Raw genomic sequence first — 13,912 nt, forward strand, 5'->3', positions numbered from 1 at the left:
TGCTATAGCAGTGCGATGGCGCGGCGCCGGTATCCTTCAGCCACCTGGTCGAGCGTCCGGATAAGCCGCCTGACGCCCCTGGTTTGCGCGAATCGACGGGAGCGTTCGGCCGTATCCTGCAACAAGGTTGCCGAGTGAACCACGTCGTTCAAGGCACCGAAACGCGATTGAACGCGTTGCAAGCGCTTGCGCTGATCCTTTCCCAACAGTCGACTCGCCCAGCGATCCATCTTTCGCGCGCGCTTCCAGGCACGATGTGTCGAAGCGGCACGTGTCACTTGGGAATGGGTAAAACCGACCATCAAAGCGTGAACGTCACGGACGCGCTTCCCCGCTTTGCGAACCTCGTGCAACGCAGCATAGGCTTCAGCGCCCTTCCGAGCGGCGCGCTTGCCGCGCTTGCGGAGTTGCTTCTGCGCGGTCTTCAGGCGCGCGGCAAGAAAATCCAAGTCCACGGAAACCGCGCTCGCCATCGCCTCCGGCACATGGGATGTTACCGCCTCCGCCGCTACGCTGGGCATCTCGCTGAGCTGCGCCACATGCTCGGCGAGGCGGCTTACGCCAAAGACCGCTGCGTCGGCGCGGACCGTGGTCAGCACAGTCCGCGTTTTTTGGGCTCGCGGCAACCAATGTTCGGCAAGCGCCAATGCCACATCCCAATCGCGCACGCTGCCGGCGGCACGCCGCAAGATCCGAGTCGCATCGCGCTCGGCGTCGCCTTGCGTTGCCGGAAGGCGTGGGCGATAAACCCACTGTAGCGCTTTCAACCGGCGCAACGTCACGCGCAGCGCATGGATGACCTCTGGGTCGGTATCGCCGCGCAAACGGCGGCATTCCGCCACCCGATCCCGCACGGTATCCCACAAAGGCCGTGCCAAATAGTCATACTCCGCCAACGCGGTGTCATACGTCGCCGCGATGTTGCGGTCGATTGCCGCACCGTTGCGATGTTCGGCGCGTGTGCCGTTCGGCACTTTGTCTCCTTCAGGCCCTTCTTGCATTGCTTTCCTCCCACGGCCATCAATGCGAGATACCATGCAAGCGCGGTGCCTGCTCCAAGCCGTCCGTACATTACGAAATGCTTTCATGCATAATGAGATGCAATGCCCGATGCTTGCGCCGCTGCGCGGGTAACACGGCGGCATGCGGTCAGGACCGGGCCAGCGCAGTCAGGGCAGCCCGGATTACCTTGCTATCGATAAAATCATGAACACCAAGCAGAAAAACGCCGGACAACCGAATCACATCATCGAATTTGCCATCGAGCGCGGGATTTTTGCGTCGCGCTGGATCCTCGCACCGATGTATATCGGCCTGGCGCTGAGCATGTTGTTGCTCTTGTTTAAATTTGGGCAGGAATGCTGGCATATGTTCAGCAATATGGTATCGATGTCAGTCGACGATACGATTTTGGGATTGCTGTCGCTGATCGATCTTTCGTTGATGGGCAATCTGATGCTGATGATCATGTTCGGCGGCTATCAGAACTTCGTCTCGAAATTGGATCTCGAAGGTCATAAGGACACCCCCGATTGGATCTCTCATATCGGCTTCAGCGACTTGAAACTGAAACTGATGGCCTCCATCGTCGCCATCTCGGCGATCGAGCTATTGAAGAATTTCATGAGCCTCGATCAAGTGAGCACACGCACGCTGGCATGGGGTATCGGCATCCACATGGCCTTTGTCGTCTCGGCCGTGCTGCTTGCGGGCATGGATGTCTTGATGACCCGCATCCGGGATCAGAAAATCGAACAGGACGAATCGCTCTGAACGGACCGCGGCGCAGTCGTTCGATCGGCGCGCACGCCGACTCCCTGCGCGGACGCCGCGACCGATAAAGACAGGGACGACCGTCCGGCTTCGCGTTAAAGTATCGATTTAACCGAACCTCCGTGTTACCCGCTGCCATCAGCCGACCGCCCCTGGCCTCAAGTCGACTACCCGCACGGGATCGCGTCTGTCAGCACTATGAACGTCTCGCCTGCTCCCATCGAACCTGGTACCGCGCCGAACGCAACGCAGCCGGTTTCGCCATTGTCGGACGCGGAAACGCAGTCGGCGTCGCTTACCTTCGCGCCGCGCTTTCTGTTCCTGAGCACCCCGCCTTCGGGCGTGACGAACAGCCTGGCGCAGCCTCAGCCCGACGACGTCGCGACGGGCGCCGCATGGGTGCAGGCACGACTGGCGGCAGCGCAACCCCTACGCGACGATATCTCGACCGATGAGATCACGCCCTTGCCGATTCTCGCCTACTACGACGAGACCCTCGGCCGCTTCCCCTATACCGGATTTCGAACGGCAGACGGCCAGGCGCCCATCGGTGCCGACGCCGTGCGCCGTGCCGGCTTCGAGGTCGTCGTGGCCGGCAAGCGTTATGGCAAAGGCTCGTCGCGGGAACACAGCCCGGCTGCCGAGCGCCACGCAGGGGTACGCCTGATCGTCGCCGAGAGCTTCGAGCGAATCTATCGGCAGAACGCCGACAATATCGGTCTCTACACGTCGACGGATTTCGGATTGCTCGCGCGTATTGCAGCCGGCGAAGCGATTCCGTTGGCGGAATTGACGGCCGGGCGTGATGCACTGACGCAGGCGATCCTGCACAGCGGCGGCCTGTTGAAATACGGTCGCGCGCATTTGCGCCCGGAAAACACGCTCTGGGCGCCCAAGTCCGCGACCGCAGCGACTGCCGAGCCATCCAGCGGCGGCACCGTCGCGGGCCGCCCGAAGACGCTGTTCGAGAAAATCGTTGCCCGCCACCTCTTACCCGCCGCGGGCACGCCGGCAATGCCGGTCGCGGGCGACGGCGTCTTCGTCAGATCGGACTGGCGCTTCATCCACGAATACTACACGGGCATGGCGTCAACGATGTTGGCGGCCATGCGAGACCCGCAGACCGGCGCCGCGGTGCCGTTGGAGGATCCTGGCAGCATCGTCGTTTTCGAAGATCACACCTCCTATGCGGATGAGAGCATCACGCATGTGCGGGCCGGCATGCTGCCGAATCTCAGAAAGATGATTCAGGCACAACGGGATTTTGCCGACGCCTATGGCTTGCGCATGCATCGGACGCTGACCGAAAGCGAGGCGGCCCGCGACGATGGCAGCAACGTCGCGGGCATCTCGCACGCGATGATGATCGAGCACTATGCCTTACCGGGACAGCTGGTCGTCGGGACGGACTCGCACACACCGCACAGTGGTGCGATCGGCTGCGTCGCCTTCGGCGTCGGCACGACCGATATGGCCAACGCCTTCGTTACCGGCGCCGTGCGCATGAAGTTGCCGTCGAGCGTGCGCGTCACGCTCGACGGCGCCCTGCAGGCGGGCGCCAGTGCAAAGGATATCGTCCTTCATCTGTTGGCCTTGCCGATCATTCGGGATGGCAGCTGCGTCGGTAAAGTATTCGAATTCACCGGCAGCGGCGTGCAATCGATGACGACCGACGCGCGCGCCACGCTGACGAATATGGTCGCGGAACTGGGCGGCTTTACCGGCCTCGTCGCCCCCGATGCCGAAACGGTGCGCTTCCTGCGCGAACGCCGTGGCATCGCATTCTCGGTGGCGCCGTGGATGCACAGTGACGCGGACGCCGTCTACGACACCGACATCGCCGTCGACTGTTCAGCCATCGGCCCCATGCTGGCGCGGCCCGGCGATCCGGGTAACGGAATGGCGCTCGCGGCCTTGGCGGACCCGGTCCGCGTCGATATCGCCTACGGCGGTTCCTGCACGGCCGGCAAGCGCGACGACTTCGATCAATATCACGGCGTGTTGCGCTGGGCAGCCGATCGCGGGCTGCGCGTCGCCCCGCACGTTCGCCTTTTCCTGCAATTCGGGACGACGGCCGTGCGCGACCACTGTGCGAGCGCCGGCTATCTGAGCGCCTTCGAAGCCGTGGGGGCGCGAATGTTGCAGCCTAGTTGCGGCGCGTGCGGCAACTGCGGCCCAGGCTCTTCGGAGAACGCGCAGCAAGTCACGATCAGCGCCATCAATCGCAATTTCCCGGGACGCGGCGGTCCCGGCAATGTCTGGCTCGGCAGCCCCGCGACCGTCGCCGCCAGCGCGATCGCAGGCGAAATCGTCTCGTTCGAAGCGCTGCAACAGCGCTATGTGAGCGGCCAATTGCCGCGCGCACCCGTCTGACGCCGCGCCGCTACAGGAATCCGTCCCCATGGCCGAGTCCGAGTACAAGGCAGTCGATGCAACAGACGCTTCCTTGCCCGCGCCGCGTCGCGTACGCGGCACGCTGAAGCCGCCGCGTATCACCGACGTCGCGCGCAGCGCCGGCGTGTCGCCCATTACCGTCTCGCGCGTATTCAATCAACCGCAAACCGTCGCGCCGGAGACTCTGGAGCGCGTGCGCGAAGCGGTGCAAAAGCTGGGCTATGTGCCGAACCGTCTGGCGGGGGGCCTGTCGTCGGCGCGATCGCGCCTGATTGCCGCCATCGTGCCGACGATCGTGCACTCGCTTTTCTCGGAAACGATCCAGGCCTTTAGCGAAGCGATGTCCGCGGCCGGCTATCAAGTGCTGCTCGCGCTCAGCGGCTATGACGATCAGAACGAGGAGCAATTGCTCGATGCGGTGATGAGTCGTCGCCCCGAAGGCGTGTTGCTGACCGGCGTCGCGCACACGGACAGCCTGCGGCAGCGGCTGTCCGTGCTGGACCTGCTGATCGTCGAAACCTGGGACATCACCGATGCGCCTATCGACATGCTGATCGGCTTTTCACATCACCAGGTGGGCGAGGCGGTGGCGCGGCGCTTCCTGCAGCGCGGCGTCCATCGGCCCGCGCTGGTATCGGCCAACGACGAACGCGCGATGGCCCGTCGCGGCGGCTTTCGAGAGACGCTCGCCGCCGAGGGCATCTCGGAAATACGGGAGGTCATTGTCGATCCGCCGAGCTCGGTCGCCATCGGCAAGGAGGCCTATCGTCGCTTACGCGACCAGGATGCCGCGATCGACGCGATTTTCTGCGGTTCGGATCTCGTGGCGCTAGGGGTGCTTCGGGAAGCGAAAGCCGCCGGCGTGGCGATCCCGGAATCCTTGGCGATCTGCGGCTTTGGCGATCTCGAATTTGCGGCGGAAACGGAACCCAGACTCTCCACCGTCCATGTAGACGGTCGCCGGATCGGTGCCATGGCCGCACGGGCGCTGCTCGATAGGCTGCAGGCGGAGTCGGCGGCCGATGGCGCCACACGGCTTACCGCGACGCCGCTCTGTGCCGACGTCGGCTTTGCTTTGATCGATCGCGATACGATCTGATCGCCGTCCTAGAGCGCCATGCCGTCCCAGCGCCGCCCCAACGCCATCAGCGCGGGAAACAAGCAGGCCCAGCCGAGGGCTAATACGATGCTCGCCAACGTGACATCCGGGAAACGCCCTGCCCCCATCGCCACGCCGGCGCGAAACGACAGCGGCCCGGCAATCGCCCCGATCAGCGCGGCGAGCCACAGATGTCGCTTGAACCAGGCCAGCAAGACATTGACTTGAATCGCAAGCTGCATCCACAGGCCGAGAATCCAGTACGGCGCCGTGCCCGGCCAAAACTGGCCGGTGGCATAGACAATGATGTGGCCACGCACGATCGCCGATTCCCAGCAGGCCGCGCCCAATAGCGCGATGCCAACGAGTATCGCCTCCTCGCGCGGCCGCTCCGCCAACACCAGGTGATAGGCAAACATGCCGAGGGAAAAGAGGGCACCGATCCAGGCCATATGCGCGGCCGCGCTCAAGATGCTGACGAACCAGCCAATATGGCAGGCAATCAAATAGAGCGTTCGTGCGATCCAGGGTTGTCGCAGATGCTTCACGAACTCAGTCAAATGTCACTCCAGACGCTATCGAAACACCACCACGGCAAGAAGCGCCGTAAGGCGTCGGGATCGCGTCCGGCCATGCCGGCAGAGCACCGGCACGCGGCAAACCCCTAGGTCAGCTCGGCACGTCGGCGAACGTGAATCCCATCGTTCTTCCGTGATAATACAGGCCACCGTCCTGCACGATCAGAAAACGCGCGCGAACCGCTGCCTGGCCGTCATTATGATGCGAATGCCAGGCGCCTGCCGGCGTCACCAACGTCATCCCATATTCCCAATCGCACCGTTCGCCGTCCACCATCGAATAGCACGCGTCGCCTGCCAGCACCAAGGTCAGCGCCGCCGAGTTGTGGCGATGCGGACGCTGCACCTCGCCCGCTGGCAAGGTGTTCAAACTGAGCGTCAACGACGGCAGCAGATTGCGGCTTTCCTCGAGCGCCGCGCTGGAAAAAATCAAAGCGAAGCCGGACGTTTCCGCATTGGCCTTCGTCTCGAACAGCGTCTGCAACTGCCGCTCGATTTCCTCGGCCGGATAATGAACCGCTTGTATCGCTGGGGTCGTCGGCGTCTGTATGGCCATCGACTCCGCCGCCGTCAAGGGCCGCACGCGTTCATGCGCGAGGAGCGGACTGTTATCGACGCTCCACAACATCGCGCCGCTAGCGCCCGCGACCAATGTCCCGCCCGACGCGCCAGGCAATAGAAAGACGTCCCCCTCGCGCCACGCGATGGACGCCTCGGCATCGTGTTGCCACTCGCAGCGGCCGCCGCCTTCCAGCACATACCAGATCGCACCGCTGCAGGCCGCCATCACCGCGTCCAGCGCAAGCGTCTCGCCTGCGCCAAGCCGCCAATACCGTGCCGCCATGAATGGCGTCGTGGCCGGCACGGGCGAGTGCAAACGCGTCTGCTGATCGCATACGAGACTCTGTTCCGGCAGCAGGAAACGCGCAGCCGGCACCGCCGGCAGGGCAATGTCGAAGGCATTGCCCGAATTGAAAAAACGCGCACGTTGCTGCGCGGCACCGTGCGGCGCATGCGGCAATTGCACCGGCATCGTCGCCATGTCCTGGATCACGCGCGTCGTCGATAGCGCCGCCGCAGACCTCCCGTTGTCCGTGTCCGCAAGCGCCGCATCGTCCGCGAGCCAGGCATCGACGACATGCGCCAGCACCCGCGCGCCCGCCGTCACATCGTGTTCGCTGGACCATTCATGCGGGGCGTGGCTAACGCCGTCGCGACTCGGAATAAAGATCATCGCACTGGGCGTCACCTGCGCGAGATAGCGCGCATCGTGACCGGCCGCCGATAGGATCGGCATCGCCGAATAGCCGAGCCGTTCGGCGGCGCCCGCGATGCGCGTCTGCCAATCGCTGTCGAAATCATTGGACGGTGCGTCCGAGAGCACGTCGCAGCGAACCTGGCATGGTCCCGCGTGCGTCGCGCAGAGTGTCTCGATCAACGCGCCGAGCCGGGACAGCGTCGCATTGTCGGGATGCCGCAGGTCGACGCTGAAGATTACCTTCCGGGCGATCACCGACGGCGCATTGGGCTCTGCCATAACGCGGCCGATCGTCAACTTCACGTCCGGATCATCGGCCGCGACGTCGCGCTCCAACGCCGCCGCGATGCGCGCGAATGCAAACATCGCATCCTGTCGCAAAGCGGTATCGACGGTGCCGGCATGTCCGGCCTCCCCATCGATCGTTACGCGCCAGGTCCGCTTACCTTGAATACCGGTGACCACGCCGATCGTATGCCCCGTGGCTTCCAGTACCGGACCTTGTTCGATATGCAATTCGAGATAGCCGGCAACCGGGAAGCCCGCGGGCTTGCGCGGCAAGTCCGGAAACGCGGCCAGCATACGGTCGGCCTCGTCCCCCACGCACAAGCCGTCCGCATCGACGACGTCGCGATACGCCGCCATCTGCGCGGCGCCGGCAAACACACGCGAGCCCATCATACCGGGCGCGAAGCGAGAGCCTTCCTCGTTCATCCAGGCGACGGCGACGATATCGCGGCGGGAATGGGGGAAGTCCGGGCCGTCGATACCCTCGACGCCTCGCAGCGCCCGGCAGGCGAGCGTTTCGAAGGCAGCCATCACGCCGTAGGCGCCATCGAAGCGGCCACCGGAGGGCTGACTATCGAGATGACTGCCGAGCAATAAAGGCGGTAGCGTGCGATCCCGACCCGGCAACGTCAGATAGAAGTTGCAGGCTTCATCCACCGCGGCCTCGATCCCCAATGGCGCGGCCCAATCGAGGAATAGCCGCCACGCGTGCGCATCGGCGTCGCTCAGCGCCTGGCGATTGACGCCGCCGTCATCGCGCCCGCCGCATGCCGCCAACGCGTGCAGACGGGCCCAGAGGCGGGCGCCATCGAGCAAGGGATCGTTATCGTCGAGGATTGTCGCTATCTCGCCTGTTGCGGCCATGGTTCAACTCGTCTTCATGATTTGCGACGGCAGCGCGCGCGGATCGCGTACGGTCCACGCGCCCGCTTCCACCTGGGCAAAAAACTCCGCCAGCTGCGCGTTGAACGCCGCAGGCTCCTCCAGGTTCAAGGTATGCCCGGTCTTCGGGAAAACCGACAGGCCACAGGCCGGCAAGGTCTTTTTCAGGAAAATGCCCGGCTGCAGACAATGATCGTCCTCATCGCCGACGACGACCAGCGTCGGCACCGACATCACACGCAAGTCATCCTCGAGGTCATACAAGGACGGTCGGCGCGCCTGCACGCCACGCATCGTATTGGCGGCGCCGATCGCATCGTGTTCGCCCAATTGCGTGGCGAACTCCTGCCAGCCGCGCGGATCCTTGTTCTGATACTGCACGCGGCTCGCCCCCAGGGAATACGTTTTGGCGAAGACGTCGGCGCCTTGTTTCTCGAATTGATCGGCCACGTCGCGCGAGACCCCGCGGAAGTAATCCTCGTACTGCTTCTCCGCACCATAGCCAGCCCCGGCCACCGTCAACGACAAGGCGCGCCCGGCGTGCCGCAAGCCGAAATGCACGGTGGCGAAGCCGCCCATCGACAAGCCCACCACGTGCGCCCGATCGATACCCAGATGGTCCAGCACCGCGGCGATATCGTCGGCCGCGTTTTCCTGCGTATAAGCGTCCAGATCGGTCGGGACGTCCGACGGCGCATAGCCGCGCGCCGCGTAGGTGATCACGCGGTGACGCCGCGCGAAATAGCGCATTTGCGGCTCCCAGCTTCGATGATCGCCGCCAAACTCATGGACGAAGATCACCGGCGTACGCGGCTGGCCGACCACATGCCCCGCTTCCTCGTAATACAAGCGCACGCCATCGGGCGTACTCGCAAAGCCACTTGCCACATTCATCTTGATTTCCTTTCGTTTGCGTCGCGTGCGGCGCCGTCCTGGCGCCACCGATCAAAACTGTGCCGCGATAGGCGCGTCGCCTTGCTCGCGTGCCGCTTGCAAGGCATGCGGCAGGCAGTCACAAAAGGCTTGGGACCACGCGCGCGGCACCGACAGGCTGACCTTGATGAAACGGTCCCCGAAGCGCGGCGTGTGATACGCACCCTGCCGAACCATGATGCCGTGCGCGGCAAATGCCTTAACCAACGCTTCCGGTCGCACGCCGGCATCGACACACTCGATCACCAGAAAATTGCCATGCGAGGGATAGACCGCGACCTTCAAGCCCGGCTGAAGCTTTACCGCCTCGACCACATCCGCTTGGTTCTGCTGCACCAGCGCACGCAAGGTGGTGAGCCACTCGGCCTTGACCGAGAAGCCCGCCAAAGCACCTTTCTGCGCAATGACGCTGGCGCCCAACGGCGCCTCCGAGAACGGCAGGATGCGATCGAGCAGGGACGGGTGCGCCACCAGCGCGCCCAGCCGCAGCCCCGCGAAACCCAACCATTTCGAGAAACTGACGATCGTCACCGTGCCTTCCGGATAGAAATCGGCCGCCAGCGTGTGCTCCGCCGCAAAGTCCCGGTACGTGCAGTCGTGGATCAGAATCGCACCGATCTCCTTCGCCCGATCGGCGAAAGCCTTGATCTCGTCACGGGTGTAGCAGACGCCGAGCGGATTATTCGGATCGACCAGGTAAATCACGGCGGTTGCCGCGCCCGCTTCCGGACTGCTTAGGCTGGCCGCGTCGCTGTCCGATGCCGATCGCGTCGCCGCGCGCAGCGCATCGGCGCCGAGGCGGAACGCATGCTCGTCGCCGTAGATCGGTATCTCGGTAATCGGCGAGCCGGCGCGCGCGGCGAACTGCAGCGGCCATTTCCAGCCCGGATCCGTCGTCACGAAGCCCTTGCCCGGCCCGCAGAAAGCCCGACAGGCGAGCGCCAGGGCCGCGACGGCCCCGTCGGTAACCACGGCGCGCGACGCAGCGGCCTCCCCTTTCAAACCAAGATCGGCAACGATCGCGTCCCGCAGGGCCTCCAAACCCAATGGCGGTGCATAGGCATTGAAACCGGCATCGTCGATCGCGGCATGCAAGGCGGCGCGCACGGCGGGATGCGTCGGCGCGTGGTTGGTGTTCTGCCCAAGCCACATCAAGTCCGGCGTGTTGAACAGCGTATCGAAATAGGCGTTGCGTTCCTGCGCCACGGCGTGAACGGTGCTCATCAAACCGCTCCCGCGGCGGCCTGCGCCTTTTTGCTCGTCTTGATGATCGAACCGCGCGCGGCAATGCCGCCGTCGATCGTCACGATTGTGCCGGTGATATAGGCCGCGCGTGGCGACGCCAGAAACACCATCAAGTCCGCGACTTCCTCGGACTTTGCCGGCCGGCCGCCCGGATACATGGCGAAAAGCGCTTCCCATTGCGTTTCGTCGCCGTACATATCCTGCGCGCGGCGCTTCATCAGTTTCACCATCCGATCCGTTTCCACCGGCCCCGGATTCACGCCGACGACGCGGATATTGTCATCGAGGCTGACACCGCCCAGCGCGCGCGTAAACGCCATCAACGCGGCGTTTCCCGTCGAACCGGCGATATAGTTCGCATCCCAATTTTCGCCCGAGTTGCCGATATCGTTGATGATCACGCCACCACCCCGCGCCTGCATTTTCGAGAAATACGCGCGCGTGAGCTCCATATAGCCGAATACCTTCAGCTCGAAACCGCGACGGATCGCGGCCGGGTCCAAGGCATCCAAGGGGCCGGACGGAATGTCGCCGGCGTTGTTGATCAGGATATCGATATCGCCTACCGCTTCCGCCAACGTTGGCATCGCGCCTTCTTCACCCAGATTCATCGGATAGATGCTGACCGTGACACCATGTCGTGCCTGAATCGCCTCGGCGGCCGCGGACAACGCTTCCGCGTTACGGGCGGCCAGATGCAAATGACAGCCTTCGGCGGCAAAGGCCCAGGCCGTTGCCAGCCCGATGCCCTTGGATGCGCCAGTGATCAGAACGGTTTTACCGGATAGGTCGAGATTCATCGTCTTCAGTCTCACAAAAAAGTGTGGCGTGCCGAGTGGATCGGCAGCGCCCACGGGTGGCTGACGCACCCCACACGCTTCATGGCGGCGCGCTCATCCGGAAAAAGTCCCTGGCAGACCAGGATCATCGGCCTTGGCCGAGGTAAGCCGCGATGGCGATCGGTCGCGTCAAGACATGAACGACGCATTCGATACCGTTTGCAGATGCGGTACCGCGGCAATGAAGTCGACGAGATCGTCACCAAGCAGCACGACGTGATCGCTCGCCGCGAGTTGCGCGCCATCGGCGTCGGCCTTGACGATGGCATCGATGATTCGTTGATGCTCGTCGATCGTCGATGTCATCCGGCCCGGCTGATAAGTAACGAACCGTCGATAGGGCGCCACGCGCTTGCGCAGTGCGCGGGTCTGCTCCGCCACGTAGGCCGTGTTCGATGCCTCGTAAAGCTGATCGTGAAACACGGCGTTTATTTCGTAGAAGCGCGGCGAATCCTGCGTGCTCAATGCCTGCGTCAATTCGGCATGCGTCGCGATCATCGCGGCCTTCTGCGCCGGCGTCGCGCGCCGCGCGGCAAAGCGTGCACACAAGCCTTCCAATGCCGCCATGACCTCGAACATCTCGGTGAGCATGGGCAGTGACAGCGTCGCCACGGTCACGCCCTGACGGCCGCGCATCTCGACGAGCCCAAGCGCTTCCAGCGCCTTGAACGCTTCGCGAACCGGCGTGCGCGAGGCGCCGAACTGCGCGGAGATCTCGGCCTCATCGAGCCGCGCGCCGGGGATCAGCGCACCACTGAAAATCTGATTTTCCAGCGCTTTTTGAATCGTCTCCGCCAAGGTCGCCGGCTTTTCCAGCGGCGCCGAGGTGTCCGGCACGGGCGTTATATTTTCCATCGTCGTGTGCTTCATCTTGCTTACCTGCAAAGGCTAAAACGGTCTATCGCCGGCCACCGTCGTGCGATGCATGACCCGGCGATATTTCTCATCATCGTACGGCGTTGCGCAATGCATCGTCGAACGGTTGTCCCAAATCAATAAATCGCCCGGTTGCCAGACATGGCGATAGGTAAATCGCGGATCGATCGCATGGGCGTTCAGCTCCGCCAGCAATGCATCGCCCTCCTCGGCCATTCCCTCGATGCCGCGCACGACATCTTGCCCTACGTACAGCGACAGTCGCCCTGTTTCGGGATGGGTGCGCACCAGCGGATGGCTGATGTCCGGCACCGCCTCGCGTTGCGCATCCGATAACGGCGTGCGATCGGCAAAGGCTTTTCCATAATAAGTCGCGTAGGAATGCACGCCTTTCAGCGAACGAATCCGCTTTTGCGTCTCGCCATCCAGCGCTTCATAGGCCGCATGCATCGATGCGAATAACGTGTCCGCCCCTTCCGGGGGCGTCTCCAAGGCGTACAGCAGCGAGCCCAGACAAGGCTCCGCTTTATACGAAAGATCGGAGTGCCAGTTCCAGCCTTCCTTGTGATTGCCGATCGGCTTGCCGCCATCCACGACGTTCGACAGGACATACACCTCGGGGAAATCCGGCTTCAGGAACTGCTTTAGCACATGCGTCAACAGCGGGCCAAAACGACGCGAGAAACCGACGTGATCGGCTTCCGTCAATGTCTGCCCGCGAAACAGCAGCAGCGCGTGCGTATTCAAGGCATGGCGGATCAAGGCAAAATCCGCATCGCCAACCGGTTCCCGCAAATCGATACCGCCGACTTCCATGCCGATGAACGGCGTGATGGTACGCAATTCCATTCGCTGCTGCTCCTTGGTTTATCGTCGTCGCCTGCTCTCGACATCCCCATTCTCACGCGGCGCGATCACCCGCCATCGATCCCGCTGCCCACCCTCGCCGCCCTGCCTTTTTCCGCGATGCATTTCAGTCCCGATAGCTTGGATCGATCTTGTCGAGCATCCGGATAAAAGCCGGCCATTCGCGCATCCCGGCCGGCAGGATATCGCCGGACTGCTCGTTGAATTGCCGCGACGCCAACGCCGTGATCTCAGGCGACGGCAAGACCACGCAAGCGCCGCCACCCGCCGCGGCTTGTACTGCCAGCTGGATGCGTGCGGCACGTTCGAAGTGATGCATCAACACGAACGCCTCCGGCACCGTTCGACCCACCGTCAAGACGCCGTGATTGCGGAGAACCAGCGTGTGATGGGTGCCGAGATCACGCACCAGGCGCTCACGCTCGCCCAATTCGAGCGCCACGCCCTCGTAATCGTGATAACCGGTATGTCCCTGATAACGCATCGCGAACTGACTGTACGGCTCAAGTCCTTTTTCCAAGGCCGACACGGCGGTAGCCGCCTCGGAGTGCGTATGCAAGACACAGTGCGCATCCGCGCGACCGGCATGGATCGCGCTATGAATGACGAAACCGGCCCGGTTCACCGGATGATCGCTCGGCTCGACCTTATTGCCGTCGTGATCGATCTTGACGAAGCAGGACGCATTGATTTCCGAGAAAAACAATCCGTAGGGATTGATCAGGAAATGGCCGGGCTCGTCGGGCAGGCGCACCGAAATATGGTTGTAGATCAGATCGTCAAGTCCGTAATGCGCCACCAGGCGGTAACAGGCCGCCAGTTCCACGCGAAGTGCCTTTTCTCTTTCGTCCATCGCCTTTCTCTGCCAAGAGGTTCATTC

Annotated in this window: 12 protein-coding genes; 3 read left to right on the forward strand and 9 right to left on the reverse strand. The window is 63.2% G+C overall.

Going from position 1 to position 13,912, the window contains the following annotated elements; translation table 11 throughout:
* Positions 1-2: 2 nt before the first annotated feature.
* On the reverse strand, positions 3-1,001 hold the full coding sequence (locus tag ABEG21_RS25680; protein WP_347558421.1) for a CHAD domain-containing protein: 999 nt from the start codon (positions 999-1,001) through the stop codon (positions 3-5).
* 247 nt (positions 1,002-1,248) lie between these two features.
* On the opposite strand from ABEG21_RS25680, the gene ABEG21_RS25685 reads away from it, so the two are divergent.
* The 3 genes from ABEG21_RS25685 to ABEG21_RS25695 all read left to right on the forward strand — a co-directional run bounded on the left by ABEG21_RS25685 (position 1,249) and on the right by ABEG21_RS25695 (position 5,266).
* Positions 1,249-1,773 carry a TIGR00645 family protein gene (locus tag ABEG21_RS25685; protein ID WP_347559105.1) on the forward strand — a complete coding sequence of 175 codons (525 nt, stop codon included), beginning with the start codon at positions 1,249-1,251 and terminating at the stop codon, positions 1,771-1,773.
* Between the two features lie 198 nt (positions 1,774-1,971).
* The gene (locus tag ABEG21_RS25690) at positions 1,972-4,146 is read left to right on the forward strand and encodes an aconitase family protein (protein WP_347558422.1); all 2,175 of its coding nucleotides are present in this window, start codon (positions 1,972-1,974) and stop codon (positions 4,144-4,146) included.
* Positions 4,147-4,174: 28 nt separating this feature from the next.
* Positions 4,175-5,266: a LacI family DNA-binding transcriptional regulator gene (locus ABEG21_RS25695; RefSeq protein ID WP_347558423.1), complete on the forward strand. Its 1,092-nt coding sequence runs from the start codon at positions 4,175-4,177 to the stop codon at positions 5,264-5,266.
* 8 nt (positions 5,267-5,274) lie between these two features.
* On the opposite strand, the gene ABEG21_RS25700 is transcribed toward ABEG21_RS25695, so the two are convergent.
* The 8 genes from ABEG21_RS25700 to ABEG21_RS25735 form a co-directional block, all read right to left on the reverse strand.
* Entirely contained in the window at positions 5,275-5,826 is a 552-nt protein-coding gene (locus tag ABEG21_RS25700) for a DUF2878 domain-containing protein (protein WP_347558424.1), read from the reverse strand.
* 109 nt (positions 5,827-5,935) lie between these two features.
* A complete protein-coding gene (locus ABEG21_RS25705; protein ID WP_347558425.1) occupies positions 5,936-8,254 on the reverse strand; it encodes a hydantoinase/carbamoylase family amidase in 2,319 nt (772 codons plus the stop codon).
* Positions 8,255-8,257: 3 nt separating this feature from the next.
* Positions 8,258-9,166 carry an alpha/beta hydrolase gene (locus ABEG21_RS25710; RefSeq protein WP_347558426.1) on the reverse strand — a complete coding sequence of 303 codons (909 nt, stop codon included), beginning with the start codon at positions 9,164-9,166 and terminating at the stop codon, positions 8,258-8,260.
* Between the two features lie 51 nt (positions 9,167-9,217).
* Positions 9,218-10,429, reverse strand: a complete 1,212-nt coding sequence (locus ABEG21_RS25715; RefSeq protein ID WP_347558427.1) for a pyridoxal phosphate-dependent aminotransferase — start codon at positions 10,427-10,429, stop codon at positions 9,218-9,220.
* Positions 10,429-11,250, reverse strand: a complete 822-nt coding sequence (locus ABEG21_RS25720; protein WP_347558428.1) for an SDR family oxidoreductase — start codon at positions 11,248-11,250, stop codon at positions 10,429-10,431. The genes ABEG21_RS25715 and ABEG21_RS25720 overlap by 1 nt, the downstream gene beginning before the upstream one ends.
* A gap of 168 nt (positions 11,251-11,418) precedes the next feature.
* On the reverse strand, positions 11,419-12,144 hold the full coding sequence (locus ABEG21_RS25725; RefSeq protein ID WP_347558429.1) for a GntR family transcriptional regulator: 726 nt from the start codon (positions 12,142-12,144) through the stop codon (positions 11,419-11,421).
* A 33-nt stretch (positions 12,145-12,177) separates the two neighbouring features.
* Positions 12,178-13,014 (reverse strand): TauD/TfdA family dioxygenase, encoded by an 837-nt coding sequence (locus ABEG21_RS25730; RefSeq protein ID WP_347558430.1) that lies wholly within the window; start codon positions 13,012-13,014, stop codon positions 12,178-12,180.
* Between the two features lie 124 nt (positions 13,015-13,138).
* The gene (locus ABEG21_RS25735) at positions 13,139-13,885 is read right to left on the reverse strand and encodes a class II aldolase/adducin family protein (RefSeq protein WP_347558431.1); all 747 of its coding nucleotides are present in this window, start codon (positions 13,883-13,885) and stop codon (positions 13,139-13,141) included.
* Positions 13,886-13,912 lie beyond the last annotated feature (27 nt).

It is taken from the genome of Robbsia sp. KACC 23696, from assembly GCF_039852015.1.
Classification (GTDB): Bacteria; Pseudomonadota; Gammaproteobacteria; order Burkholderiales; family Burkholderiaceae; genus Robbsia.

Bases quoted from the DNA above. Each gene is read 5' to 3' on its own strand.
- ABEG21_RS25730 (WP_347558430.1), bottom strand. From the start codon at position 13,014: ATGGAATTGCGTACCATCACGCCGTTCATCGGCATGGAAGTCGGCGGT.
- ABEG21_RS25710 (WP_347558426.1), bottom strand. From the start codon at position 9,166: ATGAATGTGGCAAGTGGCTTTGCGAGTACGCCCGATGGCGTGCGCTTG.
- ABEG21_RS25735 (WP_347558431.1), bottom strand. From the start codon at position 13,885: ATGGACGAAAGAGAAAAGGCACTTCGCGTGGAACTGGCGGCCTGTTAC.
- ABEG21_RS25720 (WP_347558428.1), bottom strand. From the start codon at position 11,250: ATGAATCTCGACCTATCCGGTAAAACCGTTCTGATCACTGGCGCATCC.
- ABEG21_RS25690 (WP_347558422.1), top strand. From the start codon at position 1,972: ATGAACGTCTCGCCTGCTCCCATCGAACCTGGTACCGCGCCGAACGCA.
- ABEG21_RS25715 (WP_347558427.1), bottom strand. From the start codon at position 10,429: ATGAGCACCGTTCACGCCGTGGCGCAGGAACGCAACGCCTATTTCGAT.
- ABEG21_RS25695 (WP_347558423.1), top strand. From the start codon at position 4,175: ATGGCCGAGTCCGAGTACAAGGCAGTCGATGCAACAGACGCTTCCTTG.
- ABEG21_RS25725 (WP_347558429.1), bottom strand. From the start codon at position 12,144: ATGGAAAATATAACGCCCGTGCCGGACACCTCGGCGCCGCTGGAAAAG.
- ABEG21_RS25705 (WP_347558425.1), bottom strand. From the start codon at position 8,254: ATGGCCGCAACAGGCGAGATAGCGACAATCCTCGACGATAACGATCCC.
- ABEG21_RS25680 (WP_347558421.1), bottom strand. From the start codon at position 1,001: ATGCAAGAAGGGCCTGAAGGAGACAAAGTGCCGAACGGCACACGCGCC.